The sequence below is a fragment of the Kitasatospora sp. NPDC048715 genome (assembly GCF_043198905.1).
GTDB lineage: Bacteria > Actinomycetota > Actinomycetes > Streptomycetales > Streptomycetaceae > Kitasatospora > Kitasatospora lactacystinica.
In genome coordinates, this window is sequence record NZ_JBICVH010000013.1 from 296240 (window position 1) to 317705 (window position 21466).

General features: G+C 71.5%; 22 protein-coding genes and 1 pseudogene. 16 read left to right on the plus strand and 7 right to left on the minus strand.

Annotated elements, in window-relative coordinates; all coding sequences use genetic code 11:
• Window positions 1-160: 160 nt before the first annotated feature.
• From ACGFSC_RS24800 to ACGFSC_RS24845, 10 genes are read left to right on the plus strand one after another with little or no spacing between them, the layout of a single operon-like run.
• The gene (locus ACGFSC_RS24800; RefSeq protein ID WP_359908889.1) at window positions 161-1693 is read left to right on the plus strand and encodes an AMP-binding protein; all 1533 of its coding nucleotides are present in this window, start codon (window positions 161-163) and stop codon (window positions 1691-1693) included.
• Window positions 1690-1953: an acyl carrier protein gene (locus ACGFSC_RS24805; protein WP_359908886.1), complete on the plus strand. Its 264-nt coding sequence runs from the start codon at window positions 1690-1692 to the stop codon at window positions 1951-1953. Before ACGFSC_RS24800 ends, ACGFSC_RS24805 begins: the two co-directional genes overlap by 4 nt.
• Before the next feature lie 2 nt (window positions 1954-1955).
• A complete protein-coding gene (locus ACGFSC_RS24810) occupies window positions 1956-3023 on the plus strand; it encodes an anthranilate phosphoribosyltransferase (protein ID WP_359908883.1) in 1068 nt (355 codons plus the stop codon).
• Window positions 3020-3823, plus strand: coding sequence for a tryptophan synthase subunit alpha (gene trpA / locus ACGFSC_RS24815; protein ID WP_359908880.1), 804 nt, complete (start codon window positions 3020-3022; stop codon window positions 3821-3823). The genes ACGFSC_RS24810 and trpA overlap by 4 nt, the downstream gene beginning before the upstream one ends.
• 11 nt (window positions 3824-3834) lie before the next feature.
• Window positions 3835-4209 carry an ectoine synthase gene (locus ACGFSC_RS24820; RefSeq protein WP_049650325.1) on the plus strand — a complete coding sequence of 125 codons (375 nt, stop codon included), beginning with the start codon at window positions 3835-3837 and terminating at the stop codon, window positions 4207-4209.
• Window positions 4210-4239: 30 nt separating this feature from the next.
• Complete coding sequence (locus ACGFSC_RS24825) at window positions 4240-5379, plus strand: acyl-CoA dehydrogenase family protein (RefSeq protein WP_359908877.1); 1140 nt, start codon at window positions 4240-4242, stop codon at window positions 5377-5379.
• A gap of 6 nt (window positions 5380-5385) precedes the next feature.
• Window positions 5386-6069, plus strand: coding sequence for an N-(5'-phosphoribosyl)anthranilate isomerase (locus ACGFSC_RS24830; RefSeq protein WP_359908874.1), 684 nt, complete (start codon window positions 5386-5388; stop codon window positions 6067-6069).
• Window positions 6066-6836, plus strand: a complete 771-nt coding sequence (locus ACGFSC_RS24835; RefSeq protein WP_359908871.1) for an indole-3-glycerol-phosphate synthase — start codon at window positions 6066-6068, stop codon at window positions 6834-6836. The genes ACGFSC_RS24830 and ACGFSC_RS24835 overlap by 4 nt, the downstream gene beginning before the upstream one ends.
• 4 nt (window positions 6837-6840) lie before the next feature.
• A complete protein-coding gene (locus ACGFSC_RS24840; protein ID WP_359908868.1) occupies window positions 6841-7056 on the plus strand; it encodes an MbtH family NRPS accessory protein in 216 nt (71 codons plus the stop codon).
• Window positions 7053-8264 (plus strand): Glu/Leu/Phe/Val dehydrogenase dimerization domain-containing protein, encoded by a 1212-nt coding sequence (locus ACGFSC_RS24845; protein ID WP_359908865.1) that lies wholly within the window; start codon window positions 7053-7055, stop codon window positions 8262-8264. Before ACGFSC_RS24840 ends, ACGFSC_RS24845 begins: the two co-directional genes overlap by 4 nt.
• A gap of 65 nt (window positions 8265-8329) precedes the next feature.
• Here ACGFSC_RS24845 and ACGFSC_RS24850 read toward each other — a convergent pair whose 3' ends face one another.
• Together ACGFSC_RS24850 and ACGFSC_RS24855 are read right to left on the minus strand one after the other, a co-directional pair.
• Complete coding sequence (locus ACGFSC_RS24850; RefSeq protein ID WP_359908862.1) at window positions 8330-10525, minus strand: hypothetical protein; 2196 nt, start codon at window positions 10523-10525, stop codon at window positions 8330-8332.
• A gap of 29 nt (window positions 10526-10554) precedes the next feature.
• Window positions 10555-12036 carry a M20/M25/M40 family metallo-hydrolase gene (locus ACGFSC_RS24855; RefSeq protein ID WP_359908859.1) on the minus strand — a complete coding sequence of 494 codons (1482 nt, stop codon included), beginning with the start codon at window positions 12034-12036 and terminating at the stop codon, window positions 10555-10557.
• Between the two features lie 234 nt (window positions 12037-12270).
• On the opposite strand from ACGFSC_RS24855, the gene ACGFSC_RS24860 reads away from it, so the two are divergent.
• Window positions 12271-13122 carry an aldo/keto reductase gene (locus ACGFSC_RS24860; RefSeq protein ID WP_359908856.1) on the plus strand — a complete coding sequence of 284 codons (852 nt, stop codon included), beginning with the start codon at window positions 12271-12273 and terminating at the stop codon, window positions 13120-13122.
• Window positions 13123-13154: 32 nt separating this feature from the next.
• Here ACGFSC_RS24860 and ACGFSC_RS24865 read toward each other — a convergent pair whose 3' ends face one another.
• The gene (locus ACGFSC_RS24865; protein WP_359908853.1) at window positions 13155-13517 is read right to left on the minus strand and encodes a hypothetical protein; all 363 of its coding nucleotides are present in this window, start codon (window positions 13515-13517) and stop codon (window positions 13155-13157) included.
• A 459-nt stretch (window positions 13518-13976) separates the two neighbouring features.
• Here ACGFSC_RS24865 and ACGFSC_RS24870 point away from each other — a divergent pair, with 459 nt between their 5' ends.
• Entirely contained in the window at window positions 13977-14180 is a 204-nt protein-coding gene (locus tag ACGFSC_RS24870) for a cold-shock protein (RefSeq protein WP_045694210.1), read from the plus strand.
• Between the two features lie 371 nt (window positions 14181-14551).
• Window positions 14552-16108, plus strand: coding sequence for a DEAD/DEAH box helicase (locus ACGFSC_RS24875; protein ID WP_359908850.1), 1557 nt, complete (start codon window positions 14552-14554; stop codon window positions 16106-16108).
• A gap of 124 nt (window positions 16109-16232) precedes the next feature.
• On the opposite strand, the gene ACGFSC_RS24880 is transcribed toward ACGFSC_RS24875, so the two are convergent.
• A complete protein-coding gene (locus ACGFSC_RS24880) occupies window positions 16233-16811 on the minus strand; it encodes a TetR/AcrR family transcriptional regulator (protein WP_359908848.1) in 579 nt (192 codons plus the stop codon).
• Between the two features lie 89 nt (window positions 16812-16900).
• On the opposite strand from ACGFSC_RS24880, the gene ACGFSC_RS24885 reads away from it, so the two are divergent.
• From ACGFSC_RS24885 to ACGFSC_RS24895, 3 genes and pseudogenes are all read left to right on the plus strand, one after another.
• Complete coding sequence (locus ACGFSC_RS24885; RefSeq protein ID WP_359908845.1) at window positions 16901-17347, plus strand: DUF1772 domain-containing protein; 447 nt, start codon at window positions 16901-16903, stop codon at window positions 17345-17347.
• A 245-nt stretch (window positions 17348-17592) separates the two neighbouring features.
• A pseudogene (locus tag ACGFSC_RS24890) lies at window positions 17593-17670 on the plus strand (NUDIX hydrolase); the annotation flags it as partial.
• Between the two features lie 124 nt (window positions 17671-17794).
• On the plus strand, window positions 17795-17980 hold the full coding sequence (locus ACGFSC_RS24895; protein ID WP_359908931.1) for a hypothetical protein: 186 nt from the start codon (window positions 17795-17797) through the stop codon (window positions 17978-17980).
• Window positions 17981-18098: 118 nt separating this feature from the next.
• On the opposite strand, the gene ACGFSC_RS24900 is transcribed toward ACGFSC_RS24895, so the two are convergent.
• Genes ACGFSC_RS24900 through ACGFSC_RS24910 form a run of 3 tightly spaced genes read right to left on the minus strand, consistent with a single transcriptional unit; the run spans window position 18099 to window position 21215 of the window.
• The gene (locus ACGFSC_RS24900; protein ID WP_359908842.1) at window positions 18099-18947 is read right to left on the minus strand and encodes a carbohydrate ABC transporter permease; all 849 of its coding nucleotides are present in this window, start codon (window positions 18945-18947) and stop codon (window positions 18099-18101) included.
• Complete coding sequence (locus tag ACGFSC_RS24905) at window positions 18947-19924, minus strand: carbohydrate ABC transporter permease (protein WP_392863937.1); 978 nt, start codon at window positions 19922-19924, stop codon at window positions 18947-18949. The genes ACGFSC_RS24900 and ACGFSC_RS24905 overlap by 1 nt, the downstream gene beginning before the upstream one ends.
• 31 nt (window positions 19925-19955) lie before the next feature.
• Window positions 19956-21215, minus strand: a complete 1260-nt coding sequence (locus ACGFSC_RS24910; protein ID WP_359908839.1) for an extracellular solute-binding protein — start codon at window positions 21213-21215, stop codon at window positions 19956-19958.
• Between the last annotated feature and the right edge of the window lie 251 nt (window positions 21216-21466).

Sequence of the window (21466 nt, forward strand, 5' to 3'; positions counted from 1 at the left end):
GACGGGCGCCACGTGATAATTCTTCCTTCACCAGGTGGACGGCCGGGTGAGCCCCTTTCGCGTCGGCCCCTTCAATGTTCCGAATGAGATCGGTGAACCCGTTGCATGAACTCATCCGTTGAATATGAACCCACTTCGTTCGCATGAACTCGGAGAAGGCATGACGCAGCAGCAGAGCCTGGTGGGTTCATTCGTCTCGCACGCCACCGGCCATCCCGGCGATCCGGCGCTGGTGTGGCACGGAGAAGAGACGACCTACGGTGAACTCCACCGACTGGCGGAGCGGGAGCGCGTCCGGATCGCCCGGCTCGCCCCGGCCGGGAACGAGCCGATCGGCATCCTGGCCGCCAAGTCGCCCTCGACGATCGCCCTGGTGCTCGCCTGCCTGCTCGAAGGGCGGCGCTTCCTGCTGCTGCCGGCCCCCACGCCGGAGGGGCGGACGTCCCACGCGTTGGTGGAGCGGGCCGGAATCCGGCACGTCCTGACTCCGGACAGCCCCCGGGCGCCCGGGCCGGGCGCCGGGGACCGGCCGGCGGAACCGGGGGCGGCGCGCGACACGGAGCCCGCCGACGTCTCCTTCATGTTCACCACCTCCGGTTCCACCGGGCAGCCGAAGATCGTGCCGCTGAGTACAGGGGCGGTGGACCGCTTCACCACCTGGGCCGGCGAGCGGTTCGGCATCCGTCGGGGGACCACGGTCCTCAACTACGCCCCGCTCACCTTCGACCTGTGCCTGCTGGACATCTGGACCACGCTCAAGTACGGCGGCCGCGTCGTCCTGGTCGATCCGGCCCGGGCCACCCACCCGGGCCACCTGCTGGACCTCGTCTCCCGCCACCGGGTCCAACTCGTCCAGGCGGTACCGATGTTCTACCGGCTGCTGGTCGACGCGGCCGCGGAGAGCGGCCGGCGGCTCGACACGGTCGAGCACGTCGTCTTCACCGGTGACAGCATGCCCGCCCGCTGCCTGGCCGAGCTTCCGCAGCTGTTCACCGGCGCGCGGCTCTACAACGTCTACGGCTGCACCGAGACCAACGACAGCTTCCTGCACGAGGTCGACGGCACCGAGCCGGCGGACGGCCCGGTGCCGATCGGGCACCCGCTGCCCGGCGTCCACGCGGTGATCGTCGATGCCGACGGCGGGATCGTGACCGGGCCGGGAACCGGCGAGCTGCATGTCGCGACGCCGTTCCAGACCACCGGCTACCTGGACCGGGACCAGAACGCCGACCGGTTCGCGACCCACCGCCACGAAGGGGAGACGCGGCGCTACTTCCGCAGCGGCGACCTCGTGCGGCGCGACCGGGACGGCCGCATCACCCTGGAAGGCCGCAACGACCACCAGGTCAAGGTCCGCGGCACGCGGGTCAACACCCACGAGGTCGAACAGGTGCTGCTCGACCATCCCGACGTCGTCGAGGCGGCCGTGCTGGCCGTGCCCGACCCGGTGGCCGGCCGCCTGCTGCGGAGCGTGGTCCGTCGCGCCCCGGACAGTCGGCTGAACTCGCTGGCCCTGCGCCGGCACTGCGCACAGCGGCTTCCGCTCACCGCGGTCCCCTCCACCCTGCTGATCGTGGACGACCCGCTGCCCAGGACGTCCACCGGAAAGATCGACCGCGCGCCCATCGAGCGCACCTGCTCCCCGTCCCAGCCACAGTCCCAGCCCCAGCCCAGCGAAGGAACGGCCACGTGAAGCACGCCGCGACAGTCACCCGGTTCATCATCGAGGAGTTCCTGCCGGACGTCGGCGCGCACGAGCTGGATTCCGACTACGACCTCGTGGACGGCGGGGTCATCGACAGCCTCGGCCTGCTCAAGACGATCGCCTGGCTCGAGGACCGCTTCGACCTGCGCGTCGAGGAGTTCGACCTCGACCCGGACAGCTTCCGGTCCGTCGCCTCGATCAGCAGGTTCATCGAAGAGGCCCAGCCGCACCGGACGGACTCCCACTAGTCATGCACGAGGTGCTGCGAGCGCTGATCGACCGGGACCGCACCGTCGACCAGGAGCTGTGGGGGTCCTTCTGGGACCAGCTGCGCGACGGCACGCTGCGGTCCGGCGAGACGGTGGCGCTGCTGTCCTCGCTGTCCACCCGGATGCCCGATCGGGACACGCTGGTCGCGATGCTCCGCTCGCTGGACGAGCGGCGGCCGACCGTCCCCGCGCGGCTGGACGGCACGGCCAACATCGTCGGCACCGGAGGCGGGCCGGCCACGTTCAACATCTCCACCGCGGCGGCGTTCGTCGCCGCGGCCCTGGGCGTGCGCATCGTCAAGACGGGGTCCCGCGCCTACACGAGCAGCTGCGGCTCCCACGATCTGCTCGACCGTCTCGGCATCGGAAGGACCAGCTCGTACGAGCAGACCGACGACCTGCTGGAACGCTTCGGCATCGCGTTCCCGGGGAACTTCGTCTACCCGCGGGAGGTCGCGCTGCTGGCCCGGAGCATCGTGCCGATGGACCTTCGGATGATCGGCGGATTCATCAACTCCGTCGGCCCCTTCCTGGCCGCGGTGCCGGTCTCCGCCCAGCTCGTCGGCGTCTCGGACCGTTCGCTGGTGCCGACTCTGGGCCATGTCGCCGCCACCGCGGCGGCCACCGTCGCCGGCCGGAGGATCTGGCTGTGCTCCAACGAGCTGGGCATCGACGAGCTCGTCAGTTCCGTCGACAACGTCGTCCTCACCAATGACGGCACCGACGGGATCCGGCTGCCGGCCGAGGCTCCGGGAACCGGGACCGGGACCGGGACCGACGCGATCGCCGAACTGCGGCCGGCCGGAAAGGGCGAGGACGTGGTCGCCCACTTCCTCGGCGTGCTCTCCGGGGAGGGGACGGGTCTCGCGACGCGGACCGTCCGCCTGAACGCCGCCGCGCTGGCCGTCGCGAGCGGGCTGATCGACGGGTGGCCGGAGGCGATCGGGGCGGCCGACGACGCCCTGCGCAGCGGCGCCGCCCGCGACCTCGTCGAGCGCCTGCGCGCCCGGCCGGCGCGCCGCACGGCGGTCGCGGTGCGTGCGCGGTGAGCGGGTTCTTCGCACACCGGCCGCCGGACCGGCCCGGCCTGGCGGTGTTCCTCAACGCCGGAGACCCCCCGCTGCCCGTACTGGCCGACGTCATGCGGATGCTCGACGACTGCCGGGTGGACTGCCTGGAGCTGGCGGTGCCCTTTCCGAACTCGGTCACCGACGGGCCCGTCATCCGCCGATCGGCGCAGCGGGCCCTGGCCGACGGCGGCGGACTCGACGAGGTGCTCGACTTCCTCGGCGGGGTCCTGCCCCGGCTGCGCCACCTGCGGGTGGCCCTGCTGGCCGACTGGAGCCACACGGTCAGGGACCTGACCGTGCCCGGCTTCGTGCGGCGGGTCGCCGACTCGGGCGTCCACGGGCTGCTGGTGCACGGCCTGCCACCGCGGCTACGGGCCGGCTGCCTGGAAGCGGTGCGGGAGGCGGGGCTGCCCATGGTCGCCACCTGCTACGCCGCGTCGACGGCCGAGGTGAAGGCCGCGGCCGCCGAGTGCGCCACCGCGTACCTGTACCTGGTGGCCCACTACGGCCGCAGCGGCGGTGGGCTCACCGCCGACCACCAGGAGCTGGCCGCCGCGCTGGCCGGACTGCGGACGAGGACCACCGCACCGATCGCCGTCGGATTCGGCGTCCGCTCCCGGGCGGACATCGCCCTGCTGCACGACCTCGGCGCCGACGCCGCGGTCGTGGGCAGCGCCGGGGTCGCCCGGATCGAGCGCGCCCTCGCCGAAGGGGCCGACGTGGTCGAGGAGTTCCACACCTTCATCCAGACCGTTTCGCCGTACTCGACAAGCCACTAGGAGGCACACCGATGATCGTCCGACACCTTGCCGACGTGAAGACCGTGGACTGGGGCAACGGGCTCAGCCGCAGGTTCCTGCTCGAATCCGACGGCCTCGGCTACACGATGACGGACACCACCGTCCGCGCCGGCACCAAGTCGCGGCTGGAGTACCGCCGCCACCTGGAGGCCTGCTACTGCATCGAGGGGAAGGGCGAGGTCGTGGACACCGACGGCACCTCCCACCCGCTGGAGCCGGGCACGCTGTACGCGCTCGACCGCAACGACGCCCACTTCCTGATCGCGAGCCCGGAGGAGGACCTCCGCCTGGTGTGCGTGTTCTCGCCCGCGCTGCGCGGCGACGAACGCCACAACCTGGACTCGGCCGATTTCTCCGAGTACTAACAGGACCGACAGGACTGACAGGACCGACAGATGATCAGGTGGAACGCCGACCAGATCGCCCTGGGCGAGGGGATCGCCCAGTGGGGCGAGGAACTCAGCTCGGGCCATCTCGAAGGGGACGCCGAAGGCGCCTTCCCGTGGGACAAGTGGAAGCTGATCCGGAGGTCCGGAATCCTCGGCCTGCCGTTCGACGAGCGGTGGGGCGGGCTGGGCCAGGACCTGCTCACCACCATGCACGTGCTCGAACAGCTCGGTACCGGATGCCGTGACGGCGGACTGAACTTCTCGGTCGCCACCCACCTGGTCGGCGCCGGGGTCCCGCTGCAACGGTTCGGCTCACCGGAGCTCAAAGCGCGTTACCTGCCGGGGATCTGCTCGGGTGAGACGATCGGGGCGCACGCGATCAGCGAGACCGAGAGCGGCTCCGACGCGCTGGCGATGAGGACCACGGCCACCCGCGAGGACGACGGCTTCGTGCTGCGGGGCGGCAAGTCCTTCATCACCAACGGCCCGGTGGCCGACGTGTTCGTGGTCTACGCGCGCACCCACCCGAACGGCGGCCCGCTCGGCATCACCGCCTTCGTCGTGGAGCGGGACACCCCGGGGCTCGTCGTCGGGCCACCCGTCGCCACCATGGGGCTGCGGACCGCTCCGCTGGGTGAACTGCACTTCGACGACTGCAGGGTCCCCGCGTCCGCCGTGATCGGCCGGGTCGGATCCGGGTTCCTGGTCCTGGACCACGTGATGAAGTGGGAGATCCTCTGCTCCTTCGTCATCAACACCGGGCAGATGCGGTACCGGCTCGACCGCTGCGTCGAGTACGCCAAGGAGCGCGTCCAGTTCGGCCATCCGATCGGCTCGTACCAGTCGATCTCCCACAAGCTCGTGGACATGAGCATCGGCCTGGACACCGCGCGGAAATGGCTCTACGACACGGCGGTTCGGCTGACGGAGGGCGAGAACGTCACGAGGGACATCGCCGTCAGCAAGCTCGTCGCCAGCGAGGGCAACCTCTCCTCCGCACTGGCCGCCGTGCAGATCTTCGGCGGCAGCGGGTACCTGGCCGAGTACGGGCTGGAGAAGGACGTGCGCGACGCGGTCGCCGGCCCGATCTACTCGGGCACCTCGGAGATCCAACGCAACCGCGTCGCCGCCATGTTGGGGCTGTGACGCCTGATGCTGGTCAAGATCTGCGGAGCCGCCTCGGCCGGGGACGTGGCCTCGCTCGACAGGGCCGGAGCCGACCTGGTCGGCCTGTGGCACGGCGTACCGGGGGGTCGCACGGACCTGACGCTCCGTCAATTGACGGTGCTGGCAGTTGCCGTGCACCGAACGGCGCGACTGCGTCCGGTCCTCGTGACCTTCCTGGACGACGCCGGGGCGCTGCGCGCGGCGACGGACGCGGCCCGGGTGTCGTGGGTCCAACTGCACGGCTACCAGCCGCCGGGCCTGGTCCGCGCCCTGAAGAGCACCACGGACCTCACCGTGGTCAAGGTGCTGCACCTCGGTACGGACACCCGCGCGGAGCGGTCCCTGATCGCGGCGTACGAGCGGGCGGGAACGGACCTCTTCCTGCTGGACACGGTGGCCGGGGACGGCCGGATCGGCAGTACCGGGCAACCGGCGGACCGCGCGGCCGTCCTCGGGATCGCGGACCGCCTCTCGCGCCCCTTCCTGCTCGCCGGCGGCATCACGGCCGACAACCGGGAGGACTACCGGGAGGTGGTCGACCACCCCCTGTTCCTGGGCATCGACGTGGACACGGCGGCCAGGGACCCCGACGGACGGCTGAGCACCGACCGGGTCACGGCCCTGCGGCGCGGCTGGCGGGCGACGGACGGCAGCGGGGTGCCCGGATGACGGCCGAGTTCATCGAGGCGCTGCTGGACGCCCGCCGACCGGTGATCATGGAGCTCAAGCGGCAGGACGCCGCGGGAAACGACCTGTTCGGTGACAGGTCGGCCACCCGCCTGGTCGCCGACTACCGGGACGTCGGCGCGCCCTGCCTGTCCGTGGTGACCGGGCGGTGGTTCGGCGGCACCCAGGACCTGCTGCGCGAGGTCGTGGCGGCGACGGACCTGCCCGTGCTGCAGAAGGACTTCATCACCCGCCGGAGCCAACTGCACCAGGCCCGCGAGAGCGGCGCGTCCGCGGTCCTGCTCACCGCCGCGCTGCTGCCCCGCGCCACCCTGGGCCACCTGGTCGACCTCGGCCTGCGCCTCGGCCTGACGCCGTTCGTCGAGGTCACCACCGAGGAGGAGATCAGCCGCGTGCCACGCGCCGAGGACTGCGTGGTCGCGGTGAACAACAAGGACATCACCACCCGCGAACGCGGCGCGGGCGACCTCGGGCGGAGCTCCTCGCTCCTGCCCGCGGTGCTGAACAGCGGCACCCGGTGCCCGGTGAGTGCCGGAGCCGTCCGCTGCCCCGAGGACGCCGCCCGCCTGCTCGGGGAGGGCTTCGCCGGTGTGCTCGTCGGGACGGGCCTCCTGCGCACCGCCAGCCTGCCGGGCTGGCTGGACGGCCTCGACGCCCGCCTCGGCACCCGCCCCGACGCCGGCCCCGAACCGGCTCCACCCGTCCGCCGCCCGGCGGACCCCCCACCCACCAGCGACATCCGGAGGTAAGGCCATGACCAGCGCGGCAACCGAGCAGTGGAAGGTCGTCGTCAACGACGAGGAGCAGTACTCGATCTGGTCCGCCGACCGCGAGTCGCCGGCGGGCTGGCACGAGGTCGGCGTGCAGGGCGCGAAGGACGAATGCCTCGCGCACATCGAACGCGTGTGGACCGACATGCGCCCCCGCAGCCTGCGCCTGCGGTCCGTCCCGGAGGACGGTGCGCAGTGAACCCGACGCTCGCGCCGCACGGTGCGCGCGGGGCGACCGGGCCCGTGCTCTCCACCGCCCTGGACCTCCCGGAGTGCCGGGCCCGGGGCTGGGTCGTCGTCGACTCCATGGTCGACGGCCTCGCCATGGGCGGCACCAGGATGACCCGGACGGTGACCGAGCAGGAGCTGACCGGGCTCGCCAGGGCGATGACCCACAAGCTGGCGCTGGTCGGCCTGCCCATCGGTGGCGCCAAGGCCGGCATCGCCCCCGCTCCGGGCGCCACCGTCGAACGGGAGGCGGTGATGCGGGAGTTCGGCCGCGCCGCGGCCCCGCTGCTGCACGGCGGGGTGTACCTGGGCTGCGACCAGGGCACCACCTACGCCGACCGGCGGCTGGCCTTCGAGGCCGCCGGGTACGACGTCACCCGCCTCCCCGGCACCACCCGCCTCACCGTCGGCTGGGCCGAACTGTGGGACCACATGGCCGACATCACCGGGTTCGGCGTGGCCGTCGCGGTGCTCGGCGCCCTACGGGCCTCCGGGGCGCGGACCCCGCAGCGCATCGCGATCCAGGGCTTCGGCACCGTCGGGCGCGCGGTGGCCGGCCACCTGGCCGCCCACGGCCACCGGGTGGTGGCCGTGGCCGACGTCCGGGGCACCGTCGAGGACCAGCGCGGACTGCCCGTCGCCGAACTCGCCTCGCTCACCAGCAGCGACGGCACGATCGACCGGAGCCGGCTGCCCGACCGGGTCACGGTCCACGGCCCCGGGCAGGCGTGGCTGCACGTCGACGCCGACGTACTGGTGCTGGCGGCCTCCGCCTCCGCGGTCGACGAGGAGGCCGTGCCCGCGGTCCGGGCCCGCCTGGTGGTCGAGGGCGGGAACCTGAGCTGCACCGCACCGGCCCGCCGGCTGCTGCGCGAGGCCGGGCACACCGTCCTGCCGGACGTGGTCGTCAACGTCGGCGGCGCGGCGGCGACCGGCTGCGTGCTCACCGGGCTGGCCCCGTCCGACCTGCCGCTCCCGCAGCTGTCCGAGTGGCTGCGCGAGTGGGTCGCCGACAGGATCGCCAGGAACTGCGAGCTGGTGCAGGAGTTGAGCGCCACGGGCAGCGCCGATCCGGTCGCACAGCTCCTCGGTTCGCGCGGTGCCCCGGCCGGGGCCGGCGCTGCCGACGCCACCGCCCCGGCCGGGGCCGCCGGAACGGGGGTCCCGGCCGAACGGTGAGGCCGCCGTGCGCGGGGCCGCCGGCCGGCCGGATCGGGCCGGGCCGGCGGCCCCGGGGAGGACGGTCAGACGACCGGGTGGAGCTCGTCGATACAGCTCAGGACGACGTCGCGGAGGGTGTCCACGATGTGCGGGATGAAGTCGCCGGTGGCGGTGTCCGTGACCCAGGGGTCCATGGTGGTGGAGATCAGGTAGCGGACCGGGAGCCGGTCGTCCTCGTGGGCGGTGACGCCGAGCCGGGCGCGGAAGTCACCGACGAAGTCCTGACCGTAGACGGCCGGATCGAACTCGGAGCCGGTGAGGATCAGGGGCGGCATCTCCTCCGGCGCCGGGACCCGGGGTTCGGTGGCACTCGGCCGGATGCTGAGCCTGGAGTAGATCAGGTCGTTGAGGTCGTTGGCCTTCTGCAGCACCGTGTTGGGCCTGCCGTCGATGACCGGGTTGAACGCGTAGCCGATGATGATCTGGTCGGAGCCGAGCTCCTTCAGCAGGGCCATGGCCTCGTCGTCCTCCAGGAGCTTCTCGTTGCTCCACGGCACGATGCGCCGACGGATGAAGTCGAGCTGCTCCTCGACGCCCTGCGCCCCCGGGTGGGCGGCCCGCTCGGCGGGCAGGCGCTGGACGGTGGTCACGGTGAACGGGTCGTCGGGGCGGGCCATGGTACGGACGGCCGCGTAGAGCCGCTTGCTGTTGAACAGCGCCTGGCCGAGGATCCGCCCGTAGCCGGCGGCGTCCGTGCGGATCACCCGGTGGCTGAGGTAGACACCGGCCACGGCGGCGCCGGGCTTGGAGCCCTCGATGCCGAAGAGGCCGACGCTGGCGTCGTAGGCGCCCTGGTCGAGGTAGGCGGCGCCGAGGGCGACCAGCTCGCGCTGGCGCCGGTCTCGGTAGCACAGACCGCCCGCCGGATAGGGGATGTAGCCCGCCTTGTGGGGGTCGATGCTGATGGAGTCGACGTGGTGCAGCAGGTCGTACTGCTGGTTCACGTAGGCGCTCATCGCCAGGTCGGGGGTGATCCGGGCCCCGGTGTAGCCGGGAGGCGCCTGGCGGGGCGGGCGCTTGACGGCGGCGAAGTAGCCGCCCCAGGCGGAGTCGGCGTGGACGGGGTAGCACAGGCCCTTCGCCCCGAACGCCTCGCGGAGCGCGAGGATGCCGGCCAGCGGATCGACGGCGCTCAGTTCGGTGCTGCCCATCACGGCGACGTCCAGCAGCACCGGTTCGTGGTCGCGCAGGCAGGTGTCGAGCAGCTCGCGGCGTGACTGGAGCTCGGCCCGGGCGTCGAGGTCCACGGCCACCGTGCGCAGGCGGCCGCGGCCGATGCCGAGCACGGCGGCCGCCTTGGGCCAGGAGTAGTGCATCGTGGCGGGCGCCAGGATCACGCCGGGGGCGACGTCGTCCTTGAGGTACGCGCGGAAGGCCTCGTACCCCAGGTGCTGGATCGTGTACTTGTCGACGATGCCCAGCCGCTCGTCCTCGATCCCGCAGGCCTCGCGCACTCGGGCGGGCAGGTCGAGGACGGTCTCCGGCCGCAGGTTCACCAGTTGCCAGGGGGTGAGGTCCGGCAGCAGGTGCTCGGTGCCGTCCGGCAGGAGGACGGTGAGGTTCCGGGCGGCGGCGAGGGCGGACTCCCGGCGGACGGCCTCGGCGACGGCGACGGGGTGGTAGGTGAGGTTGCGGGCCGACCAGGCGGCTTCGAGGTTCGCGACGGTGCCGTCGCAGGTGATGTGCCCCCAGGAGGTGTCCGTCCGGTAGCCGAGCAGCCGGCACAGGTCCTCGCCGACGGTCCTCTCCAGCTGGGTGGTGACCGGCGAGGCCTCGGCGGCGACGTTGTTCGGGTTGGAGAGCATGGCGGCGAAGTAGCCCGCGATGCCGGGGATGGTCAGGTCCCAGTTCATGTGGCCCTGGAACCGGTAGCTGTACGCCGGGACGGAGCCGCGCAGCGACTTCAGCAGGGTGTCGAACTCGGAGCGCAGGGTCTTGACGTCCTGGTGGTAGCCGTCGGACGCCTTGATGTCGTCGGTCACGTAGGGCGGGTCGTCCGGGTAGAGCTCGCGACGGTCGGCGGCGTTGGCGCGCACGGCGTCCAGGACGAGCTCCTCCAGCAGCCGCTGGTTCTCGGCCTTGGGGCCGAGGAACCAGGCGGCGAGCGTCGAGGTCCCGGGGGCCGCGGCGAGGTCGAGGTCGGCCCGGTGGCGTTCCAGGGCCTGGGCGAACCGGGCGCGGGGTGTCGTCGGATCGGGCTTGGCGGGGGTGTCGGTCATGGCGGTGCTCCTGCGACGGGGTGGGAGGGCTAGGAGAGGGAGGGGGTGGCCGCCGCGGCCCGGGTCTGCTCCGTGCCGGAGCCGATCGGGGTCTTCGCGGCGCCGAAGTCCTGCAGCAGGTAGCTCTGGGCCAACGTCATGTGCTCCAGCTCGTCGAGGCTGACGCTCTCGTGCAGTGCGTGGATCATGCACTTCGGCTCCTCGCAGCCGATCACCAGCACGACCGCCTTCGGGCTGTTCGCCTGGAGGAGGGTGACCAGGGGGATGGAGCCGCCCTGCCCGGCGTACTGGGTCGTGGTGCCGGGGTACGCCTTCGCCAGCGCCTTCTCCGCGGTGTCGTAGCCGGGCAGCGTGATGTCGGCGAAGAAGCCCCGGCCGAGTTCCTGGGGCGCCGAGACGACGACCTTGGCGCCCCACGGATTGACGTCGGCGCTGTTCAGGAACTCGCTCAGCTTCCCGGCGGCCTTCTCCGGGTCCTCCAGCGGCGCGAGCCGCATGCCGATCCGGGCGGTCACCGTGTCGATGAGCTGGTTGACCGGCTGGTCGTGCGGCGGGAGTTTCGAGGTCAGGCCGATGACGTTGATCGAGGGCCTGGTGTACAGCCGGTCGCCCAGCTGGCCGGTGCCCAGCAGCTTCATCCCCTGGACGACCCCGGCGTCGGCGCGGAACGCGTCCTCGCCCGGCTGCACGCCGTCCCACTTGTCGGAGCGGAGCCCCGGCACGGCCACGTTGCCGTCGGCGTCGTGCAGCCGGGCCAGCATGCGGGCCAGCACGATGAAGGCGTCCCCCGCCGGGCCGCCGAACATGCCGCTGTGCCGGGTGCCGTCGACGAGCGTGGTGACCGTGACGTCCACGATGGCGAAGCCCCGCAGTGACTTGGTGAGCGTCGGCTGGCCGAGACTGGTGTTGCCACCGTCCGCGACGATGATGACGTCCGCCTTGAACTTCTCGGGGTGGGCCTGGATGTACGCCTCCAGGGTTCCCCGGCCGGCTTCCTCCTCGCCCTCCAGGACGACGACGAGGTTCACCGGCGGCTTGCCGTCCAGCGCCCGCAGGGTGCCCACGTGCATCATCACCCCGGACTTGTCGTCCGCGGCGCCGCGGCCCTTCAGCCGGTTGTGCTCGTCGATGCTCGGCTTGAAGGCGTCGGGCCACTTGGTCTCGTCGGTCTGCACGACGTCGTAGTGCGCGTACAGCAGGACGGTGGGCGTGTGGGGCCCGGCGTCCGGGCAGTGGTAGGTGCCGTGGACGAGCTTGGAGTCGAACTGCTCCCCCGCGCCCCCGCCGCCGATCTCCACCAGGTCGACCTGGGTGAGGCCCGCCTTCTGCAACAGCTTCTGCGCCGTCGTGGCCGCGTTGTCGAGGTCCGCCTCGTGGGATTTCGGGTCCTTCGTGTCGTAGATCGACCGGATCTTCACCAGCTCGATCAGGTCGTCGGTGATCCCCTTCATCAGACCCTTGACCTTGTCGGGCAGTCCCTGCCCGTCACCGTCCGTGGTGACCGTTCCCATGCTCGCTCCGCCTCCGTCGGCGTGGACACGACGCGCGGGCGCGCATCGCACGAGTCATGGATAGAGTGCGAACCACCATGGCGCGGCACCGACGTGCGCGGACCCTCGGACGGCCACCCGGGCGGAGCAGCAGGCCGCCGGACGGCGCTCCACCGGCGTCCTGGCGGCGATCGCCGAGGCCACCGGCCGACCTGCCACCGCCCCCCTTCCATCCGGTCCTCTCCAGGAGCCCCCGTGCAGCACGTCACCCTGAACAACGGCGTCCGGATGCCGATCCTCGGCTTCGGCGTCTACCAGATCCCGGCGGACCGGACCGAGCAGGCCGTCTCCGAGGCCCTCGCCGCCGGCTACCGCCTGCTGGACACCGCCGCCGCCTACGGCAACGAGGAAGCCGTCGGCCGCGCCGTCGAGAACAGCGGAATCCCCCGCCAGGAGCTCTTCGTCACCACCAAGCTGTGGATCCAGGACGCCCCCGCCGAGGCCAACGCCCGCCGCGCCTTCGAGACCTCACTGACCAGACTCGGCCTGGACCACGTCGACCTGTACCTGATGCACCAGCCCTACGGCGACGTGTACGGCCAGTGGCGCGCCATGGAGGCCGTCAACCGCGAGGGCCTGGCCAAGGCGATCGGCGTCGCCAACTTCTACCCCGACCGGCTCCTCGACCTGATCCTCAACAACGAGATCACCCCGGCGGTCAACCAGATCGAGACCCACCCCTTCTTCCAGCGCCCCGCCGACCAGGCCCTCATGCGCGAGCACGGCGTCCGGCACCAGGCGTGGGGCGGCTTCGCCGAAGGCAGGAACGAGCTGTTCACCAACCCCGTCCTCGCCGGGATCGGCGAGGCGCACGGCAAATCCGTGGCGCAGGTCGTGCTCCGCTGGCTGGTCCAGCGCGGCATCGTCACCATCCCCAAGTCGGTCAACCCCGACCGGATGGCGCAGAACATCGACGTCTTCGACTTCGAACTCGACCACGACCAGATGTCCGCCGTCGCCGCCCTGGACACCGGCACGACGCTGTTCTTCGACCACCGGGACCCCGAGATGGTCGCCTGGCTCAGCCAGCGCCGCCTGGACGGCTGAGCGCCGGAGCGGGAGCACGGCGGCCGGGGCCGTCAGGTATCGGAATAGCTGAGGTCCCCGATCGTCCAACTGCTGATGTCCTCGATGGCGATGCGGTACATGCCGCCGGTGTGGGGCAGCGCGAAGTCGCCCTGCAGGATCTTCGCCCGGTGGAGGTGGAGGTGGGTGGGCCGCGCGGGCGGGCCGTCCGCGGGCGGGGCGAAGAGGGCGGCGAACGGCTTCAGGTGGTCCGAGGCCTGGAGGACCTCCGCCACCCGTTCCCACCACAGGGCCACCGGTGCGAGTCTGCCGGTGATCACCGCGCCGGGGACCACCACGGTCAAGGCCATCTGGTTGCTGTGCTCGGACTCCACCATCGCGGCGATGTCGACGAGCAGCCCATCAGGGTTCGACATGATTCCCAGGGTAGGGCACGGCCCGGTCCCCGTACGTGTCGCGGGTGAGGCGGTCGCCGACGGCGACGTGTCCCGTTCGGAGTGCGCCGGGGCGCGGGGGTGCGCGGTCGGACACGGCGCGCCCAGCGGATTCACCCCGGTGGGAGGCGCCGCCACGGACCGTGCACGTCAGCCAACCATCCTGTCCTCAAAGCCTGTTGGGCCCCCGCCTCGCTCGGGACCGGCGGCCCCGGGCGAGGCTCCCCCGAAACCGGAGGTGAAATATCCGCCCGTTGCCCGCTCGGGCCTGCTACAGTCGTTTTAGTTGCAGTAGTGGTTCCCATGAACTTTGTGTGCGCCTGCTGATGTATTCCGCAGGCGCATTTTTGTTTCCCGGCTCTTCCCCGGGTGGGTGCTCATCGCGGCGACTCGGAGCTCGCGCTGTGCGTGCTTCGGAAAGCCCCTTGAAGGAGATTTTTAATGGCTAATGGCACCGTGAAGTGGTTCAACTCGGAAAAGGGCTTCGGCTTCATCGAGCAGGAGGGTGGCGGCCCGGACGTGTTCGCCCACTACTCGAACATCAACGCCAACGGCTTCCGTGAGCTGCTCGAGGGCCAGAAGGTGGAGTTCGACGTCACTCAGGGCCAGAAGGGCCCGCAGGCCGAGAACATCCGCCCGCTGTAATTCTTCTGCCACGGCACCCGCCAAGCAGCGAGGGGCCCGCACCGCGTACACAATGCCCGGTGCGGGCCCCTCGGCGTTGCCCCGGGCACGCCCCCGGCCATCGGGCCCCCTGACACGCACCGCCACCGGCGGTCGCCCCCACGCGAGACGCACAGCGCCGCGTCCGAATCACCCCCCTGCCGTGACATCTCAATGCGAGGTCCTCGCTCCCGCCCTTGCCGGTGGGCGCCGACCGCAGGTGGCGTGCCGCACGGTTGCCCCGTCCACGCCCCACCCGTCACAGCTCTCGGCCCGTTCCCTTGCGGTCTCCGTCGGCGCGCCGCGCCCCGGAGCCTTCCCCGTGACGTGCCGCCCCGAGGAAGGTCTCCCGCATGAACCGCTCCACTCGCTCCTCGTACCAGAACGCCAACTCCCGTTCCGGCCGCGCCCACGGAACCCGCGCCGGCGGCAGCTCCTTCTACGGAGACCGGCCCTCCGGCGGCCGTACCGCCCGTCAGGGCTCCTCCGCCCAGCACGAGTTCGCGATGCCGGTGAGCACCACCCCGGCACTCCCGGCCGTCGAGGCGTTCGCCGAACTGGACATGCCCAAGGCCCTGCTCTCCACGCTGACCCGGCAGGGCGTCACGGCGCCGTTCCCGATCCAGGCCGCGACGCTCCCGAACTCGCTGGCCGGACGCGACGTCCTGGGCCGGGGCCGCACCGGTTCCGGCAAGACCATCGCGTTCGGCCTCGCCGTGCTGGCCCGCACCGCCGGCCGGAAGGCCGACCCCCGCCAGCCGCTGGCCCTGGTGCTGGTCCCCACCCGCGAGCTCGCCCAGCAGGTCACCGACGCCCTCACCCCGTTCGCGCACGCGGTACGGCTGCGGATGACGACCGTGGTGGGCGGGACCTCGATCGGCCGCCAGGCCCAGGCGCTGAACCGCGGGGCGGAGGTCGTGGTGGCCACGCCCGGCCGGCTCAAGGACCTGATCCAGCGCGGCGACTGCCGGCTGGACCGGGTCGACATCACGGTGCTCGACGAGGCCGACCAGATGGCCGACCTGGGCTTCCTGCCCCAGGTCACCGAACTCCTCGAACAGGTCGCCGAGGACGGCCAGACCCTGCTGTTCTCCGCCACGCTGGACCGCAACGTCGACCGCCTGGTGCGGCGCTTCCTGAAGGACCCGGTCACCCACTCCGTGGACCCGTCCGCGGCGACGGTCAGCACCATGGAGCACCACGTGCTGCAGGTGCAGAACTTCGACAAGAACGCCACGATCGCCCACATCGCCTCGCGTGACGGCAGGGTGATCATGTTCATCGACACCAAGCACGGCGCGGACGGCCTGGTCGAGGACCTGCTCGCGAACGGGGTCAAGGCCGCCGCCCTGCACGGCGGCAAGTCCCAGCCCCAGCGCACCCGCACCCTGGAACAGTTCCGCACCGGCCAGGTGACCGCGCTGATCGCGACCAACGTCGCCGCCCGCGGCATCCACGTCGACGGCCTCGACCTCGTCGTCAACCTCGACCCGCCGGGCGACCACAAGGACTACCTGCACCGCGGCGGGCGCACCGCCCGGGCCGGCGAGTCCGGCACCGTCGTCACCCTGGTCCTGCCCAACCAGCGCCGCGCGATGGCCCGCATGATGACCACCGCCGGCATCACCCCCGTCACCACCAGGGTCAGCGCCGGCGACGAGGAACTCGTCCGCATCACCGGCGCCCGGGTGCCCACCGGCGTTCCCGTCGTGATCCCCGACCCCGTCGTCGAGCGGCCCCGCCGCAGCGCGTCCACCAGCCGGGGCCGTCGCGGCCGCGGCGGCCCCGCCAACCCCGGCGGCAACACCCGGGCCAACACCGGCGGCACCACCCGGGCCGCCTCCGGCCGCGACAACCAGGGCTCCTCCGACCGACGCCGGGCACCCCGGCGCGCCGCCCTCTCCGCGTAGCACCCCTCCCCCGACGGGCCGGCTCACCGCACCGACCCGGCCGCCCCTCCCTGACGCCCGAGGGCCGCGGCCGGGGCCGGCCGGACGGGGCCGGTGGCCCGCCCGTCGCCGCCCGTCCGGTGTTTCAGAGCACGGCGAGCCGGTCCACCAGCAGTTCCACCCTGCGCCCGGTGTCCGGCGGCGGCAGTCGTCCCGCCCGGGTCAGGGTGGCCAGCCCGTGCAGGGCCGCCCAGAACACCTCGGTGAACAGCGCCGGGTGGACGCCGTCCCCGGCGACCTCGCCGAGGCTTTCCAGCAGGGCGGCGAAGGCGTCCTTCAGCGGCTCCGGGGTGTCCTCGCGCGCGAACGCCAGGCCGCCGTCGAGCTGGAACATGGCGTCGTAGACCGCCGGGTTGCGTTCGGCGAAGTCGAGGTAGGCGCGGGCGAGGGCGGTGACCCGGGCGCGGGGGCCGTCCGCGGCGGAGCTCGCGGCCCGCAGTGCCACGGCCATCTCGGCGGCGCCCTCCAGGGCGACCGCGCCGATGATCTCGCGCTTGCCGCGGAAATGGCTGTAGAGGACGGGCTGGCTGTATTCGATGCGCTCGGCGAGCCGGCGGGTGGTGACCGCGTCCCAGCCCTGCTGCTCGGCGAGTTCGCGGGCCGTGGCCACGATGAGGCGCTCGCGGTCCGCCCGTTCGCGCTGCTTGCGTTCCTGTACCGACATGATCCGATCCTAGCACTGCTAGACAATCGAGCGGCGGCAGTACTAGCGTTGCCTCATCAGCTAGCAATGCTAGATCCCAGGGGGTCGCCATGCTCAACGCACTTGAGGTCTTCACCACCGTGGTCGTCGGCCTGATGGTGGGGGTGGAGTTCTCCGTCGCCTTCGTCATCAACCGGATCCTCGACGCACTCCCCGAGGACAGCGGTCAACTCGGCCGCGCCCACGGGGGCCGGATGCTCGGCGCCCTGATGCCGTTCTGGTACATCGGCTCGCTCGTCCTGAGTGCCGTCTGGGCCGTCGCCGGTTGGCACCGCCCCGGCGCCGGCCTGGTCGTCGTCGCCGGCGCGCTGCTGATCGTCAGCGTGATCATGTCGGTCCTGCTGCTCGTCCCGATCAACAACCGGGGCAAGACGTGGACCCCCGAGAACCGGCCCGCCGACTGGAAGCAGCAGATGAACCGCTGGGACCGCTTCCACTACGTCCGCGTCGCCGTCATCGTCGCCGCCTTCACCCTGCTGGTCACCGCCCTCACCTGAGCCCGCGGGCGCCACCGGCCACCGCCCCTTCGAGGTCGTGAGCCGACCGGGCCGTCCCCCGACCGGGCGACACCTGCCGGGCGGCGTCCGCGACCGCTCGGCCGCCCGGGTGCCCGGCCCACCGGCGGCGATGCCGACGGGGACCGCGAGGTTCCTCAACACGCCCTTCCTCTCCCGGCGTTGGCAAGCGGTACGGTGCGCGGATGCATACACGTGTGACGGGCATCGCCGTACGGGGCGGCCGGATGCTGCTGCTGAACCAGGACACCGAGGGACCGCGGAGGTGGTCCCTGCCCGGCGGGAAGGTCGAGGACGGTGAGACCTTGGCCGGAGCCCTGCGCCGGGAGATGGTCGAGGAGACCGGACTCGAAGTCGAGGTCGGTTGCCTGCTGTACGTCTGCGACGTCACGGCCGCCGGCGTCGTGCACATCACCTTCGAGGTCGCGCGTGACCGGCGCCCGGATCGGCGACGTCGCCGCCGGCGCGGACACCCGGCCGATCCGGGGCGTGGAGTGGGTGAAGCTCGACGACCTTCCCGCTCACGGCTTCTCCGAGCGGTTCGTGAAGCTGGCCAGGGCCGACTGGCCGGGTGCCGGCACGTACATGGGGCCGAAGTCGAACATCGGGCTGTGACGAGTGCGAGGACGGCCGCCCGGGAGCCCGTCCCGGCCCCCGGTGCCCGGCGGAGCTGCCACGCCGCGAGGCCGCGTTCCGCGGGGCGACCTCGTGGCGTGGCAGCGTGGTGGCCCGGCTACTTGACCGAGCCGGCGGTGAGTCCGGAGACCACGTGGCGCTCGATCACCGCGAACAGGACGACGACCGGCACGATGGCCACCAGCGAGGCGGCGAACACGTAGTTCCACTGCACGCTGTAGGCGCCGATCATGTTGTTGATGCCGACGGTGAGCGGTTGCCGGTCCGGCGAGTTGGTGAGGGTCAGGCCCATGATGAACTCGTTCCAGGCCGAGATGAACGTGAAGATCACGGCGGTGACCACGCCGGGCAGCGCGAGCGGCAGGGTGACGCGGAACAGCGCGCCGATGCGACCGTTGCCGTCGATCATCGCGGCTTCCTCCAACTCCCTGGGGATGGAGCCGATGTAGGCGCTCAGGATCCAGATCGCGAAGGCCAGGTTGAAGGCGGCGTTGGCGAGCACCAGGACGATCGGGGTGTCCAGCAGGTCCAGTGCGAAGAACTCCCGGTAGAGGCCGACCTGCAGGGCGGTGGGCTGGAACATCTGGGTGACCAGCACCAGCAGCAGGAAGGCCTTGCGGCCGCGGAAGCGCACCCGGGCGGTGTAGTACGCGGCGGGCAGGGCGACCAGCAGCACCAGCAACGTCGAGCCTCCGGCCACCAGCAGGGTGGTCCGCAGGTTCTGGCCGAGCGTGGTGTCCGTCCAGACCTTGGTGAAGGAGGAGAAGTCGAAGTGCGTCGGCAGGTAGGAGTTGTCCCGCAGCTGGCCGGCCGGGCGTCCGCCGGTGATCAGCATTTCGACGTACGGGAGCACGAAGAGCGCGGCGAGCGCCCAGGCCAGCGCGGTGAGCAGGACGGTCCGTGCGCGCGGGCGGTGCTTCGCCGGCGGCGGCTGAAGGATGGTCATCAGCTCTCCTCCCCGTTCCAGCGGCTGACCTTGAGGAAGACGATCACCATGAGGATCACGACGCCGAAGTTGACCACGGACATGGCGGCGGACTCGGCGACGTCGTAGCCGCGCAACATGTACATGAACACGGTGGTGGTGGCGGTGTCGGCGTTCGGGCCGCCCTGGGTCATGCCCCAGATGACCGGGAACGAGTTGAAGACGTTGATCAGGTTGATCACCAGACCGACCAGGAAGGCCGGACGCAGCAGCGGCAGGGTGACCTTGCGGTAGGTCTGCCAGGGCGTGGCGCCGTCGACCCTGGCCGCCTCGTAGACCTCTCCGGGAATGGTCTGCAGTCCGGCCAGCAGGGTGTAGGTGGTGAACGGCAGTGAGACGAAGACGGCGACGAGGACCAGCCAGGGCTTCGCGTGGGCGGCGTCGCCGAGCCAGGCCCGGGAGTGGTCGATCAGGCCGAGGTCGAGCAGCAGCCGGTTGAACACGCCGGCGACCTGGTCGAGCATCCAGCGGAAGCCGATCGCGGTCATCAGCACGGAGGCGGCCCAGGGGGCGACGAGCGCCCAGCGGGTGACGCGACGGCCGGGGAAGTTCTGGTTGAACAGCTGGGCCAGCGCGAGCGAGATCAGCATGGTCAGGCCGACGACGACGACCGTCCAGACGACGGTCCAGGTGAGCACTCCGGGCAGGCGGGGGTCACCGAGGAGCTTGCGGTACTTGATCAGACCGGCCGGGCCGTGGTCGGTGCCGGTGGTGTCGATCCTGCGCAGTGAGGTGGTGACCATCTCGACGACCGGCCACACGACCACGCCGAGGATGAGCACGATGGCCGGGGCCAGCCAGGGCAGTGGCCCGAGCCGTTCGAACAGGGAGCGGCGCCCGGGCGCGCGGCCCGCGGGCGGGGCCGACGGACTCGTCGGCGGCGCGGCCGGCCGGGCGGGGTCGCCGGGCCGGGCGTCTGTGCTGCTGGGGAAGGACACGGTGTGGGGATTCCTTGTGCGCTCGTCAGGGTCACTCGCCGGCCTGCTGCGCGGCCTTCTGGAGCGCGTCGAGGGTCTTCTTCGGGTCGCCGACCGCGCTGCCGATCTGGGTCTTGATCTGCGCGGAGACCGCCGGCCAGGTCGGGTCGCTGAGGGGGTAGAAGGTGGCGGTGGGCAGGATCTGCAGGAACGGTGCCAGGGCCTTCTCGTCCGGGTCCGCCTGGAGTGCGGTGAGCGCGGACTGCGTGACCGGCAGCAGGCTGTACTGCTTGTCGAACTTCACCGCGTTGTCCTTGGCGTAGGCGAAGTCGAGGAAGGCCTTGATCTGCTCCTTGTGGCCGCCCTTCTTGAAGGCCATCATCCAGTCGGCGACTCCGAGGGTGGCCTTGCCGGTGCCGTCCTTGCTCGGCATCGCGGTCCAGGTGACGTCCATGGCCTTGACGTCGTTCAGCTGGGTGGGGATGCCGTTGAGCATGCCGACCTTGCCGGAGGCGAAGTCCTTGGCCAGGTCGGTGCGGTTGACGGAGGCCGGGCTCTGCTCGGTCAGACCCGCGTCCACCCAGCTCTTGAGCTGCCCGAAGGTGTCGATGTTGGCCTGGGAGTTGATGCTGTACTGGCCCTTGGCGTCCTGGTAGCCGCCGTGGTTCTCCAGCATCCAGATGAACGACTCGCCCTGCGCCTCCTCCTTGCCCAGCGGCACGCCGAGCGGGATCTCCACGCCCGCGTTCTTCAGCGCGGTGGCGGCGGCGGTGAGGTCGGCCCAGGTCCTGGGCGGGTTGGCCGGGTCGAGGCCGGCCTTCTTGAAGAGCTCGTTGTTGATCAGGAACATCCGGGCGCTGGAGATGAACGGGATGCCGTACTGGGTGCCGTCCTGCTCGCCGGCGTGCGCGATCGCGGGGAGGAAGTCCGCCGTGGTGCTGCCGGAGAGCACGTCCTGGGCCGGGTAGAGCTGGCCGTTCTTGGCGAAGTCGGCGTAGCCGCCGGTCTGCAGGATGTCCGGCTGGTTGCCGTTCTGCACCATGGTCTTGACCTGGGTGTCGATGTCGTTCCAGTTGATGACCTGAAGGTCGACCTTGATCCCGGGGTTCTGCTGCTCGAAGGCCGAGATCACGCCCTGCCAGTACGTCCGACTCGGGTTCTGGCCGTTGGAGCCGTAGTCGGCGGCGACGAACCTGATCGTCGTCACGCCGTCGGCGGAGGTCGAACCGGAGGCCGAGCCCTTGCCGCATCCGGACAGCGCGAGTGTTCCGGCCAGGGTGGCCGCCGACAGGGCGAGAAGGCGCCGCTTCATCTCTGGTACCGCCTTTTGCGAGTGGGGCCGACACCGCGGTGGCCCGAGTGGGGGATGGTGCGATCTGCACGAAGGTGCGCTATGCGACTGATATTTGCTCAATATCGAGCAGCTGCGCCGAACCGAGTTTGCCTCGGGGCCATCCCGGCAGGCCAGCCGCGTTACCGAAGCGTTGCAGTCGAGGAAGAGCGGCGAGGCGGGGCAGGACGGCGTCTTGACGCGAGGCGCCCGGCCGTCCGAAGCTGCTCCGC

What these genes read in the sequence shown, in the direction of transcription:
- ACGFSC_RS24910 (WP_359908839.1), bottom strand. Translation starts at nt 21,215, where the DNA reads ATGAAGCGGCGCCTTCTCGCCCTGTCGGCGGCCACCCTGGCCGGAACA.
- ACGFSC_RS24835 (WP_359908871.1), top strand. Translation starts at nt 6,066, where the DNA reads ATGACGGCCGAGTTCATCGAGGCGCTGCTGGACGCCCGCCGACCGGTG.
- ACGFSC_RS24800 (WP_359908889.1), top strand. Translation starts at nt 161, where the DNA reads ATGACGCAGCAGCAGAGCCTGGTGGGTTCATTCGTCTCGCACGCCACC.
- ACGFSC_RS24875 (WP_359908850.1), top strand. Translation starts at nt 14,552, where the DNA reads ATGAACCGCTCCACTCGCTCCTCGTACCAGAACGCCAACTCCCGTTCC.
- ACGFSC_RS24900 (WP_359908842.1), bottom strand. Translation starts at nt 18,947, where the DNA reads ATGACCATCCTTCAGCCGCCGCCGGCGAAGCACCGCCCGCGCGCACGG.
- ACGFSC_RS24825 (WP_359908877.1), top strand. Translation starts at nt 4,240, where the DNA reads ATGATCAGGTGGAACGCCGACCAGATCGCCCTGGGCGAGGGGATCGCC.
- ACGFSC_RS24820 (WP_049650325.1), top strand. Translation starts at nt 3,835, where the DNA reads ATGATCGTCCGACACCTTGCCGACGTGAAGACCGTGGACTGGGGCAAC.
- ACGFSC_RS24870 (WP_045694210.1), top strand. Translation starts at nt 13,977, where the DNA reads ATGGCTAATGGCACCGTGAAGTGGTTCAACTCGGAAAAGGGCTTCGGC.
- ACGFSC_RS24855 (WP_359908859.1), bottom strand. Translation starts at nt 12,036, where the DNA reads ATGGGAACGGTCACCACGGACGGTGACGGGCAGGGACTGCCCGACAAG.
- ACGFSC_RS24830 (WP_359908874.1), top strand. Translation starts at nt 5,386, where the DNA reads ATGCTGGTCAAGATCTGCGGAGCCGCCTCGGCCGGGGACGTGGCCTCG.
- ACGFSC_RS24880 (WP_359908848.1), bottom strand. Translation starts at nt 16,811, where the DNA reads ATGTCGGTACAGGAACGCAAGCAGCGCGAACGGGCGGACCGCGAGCGC.
- ACGFSC_RS24840 (WP_359908868.1), top strand. Translation starts at nt 6,841, where the DNA reads ATGACCAGCGCGGCAACCGAGCAGTGGAAGGTCGTCGTCAACGACGAG.
- ACGFSC_RS24885 (WP_359908845.1), top strand. Translation starts at nt 16,901, where the DNA reads ATGCTCAACGCACTTGAGGTCTTCACCACCGTGGTCGTCGGCCTGATG.
- ACGFSC_RS24810 (WP_359908883.1), top strand. Translation starts at nt 1,956, where the DNA reads ATGCACGAGGTGCTGCGAGCGCTGATCGACCGGGACCGCACCGTCGAC.
- ACGFSC_RS24865 (WP_359908853.1), bottom strand. Translation starts at nt 13,517, where the DNA reads ATGTCGAACCCTGATGGGCTGCTCGTCGACATCGCCGCGATGGTGGAG.
- ACGFSC_RS24850 (WP_359908862.1), bottom strand. Translation starts at nt 10,525, where the DNA reads ATGACCGACACCCCCGCCAAGCCCGATCCGACGACACCCCGCGCCCGG.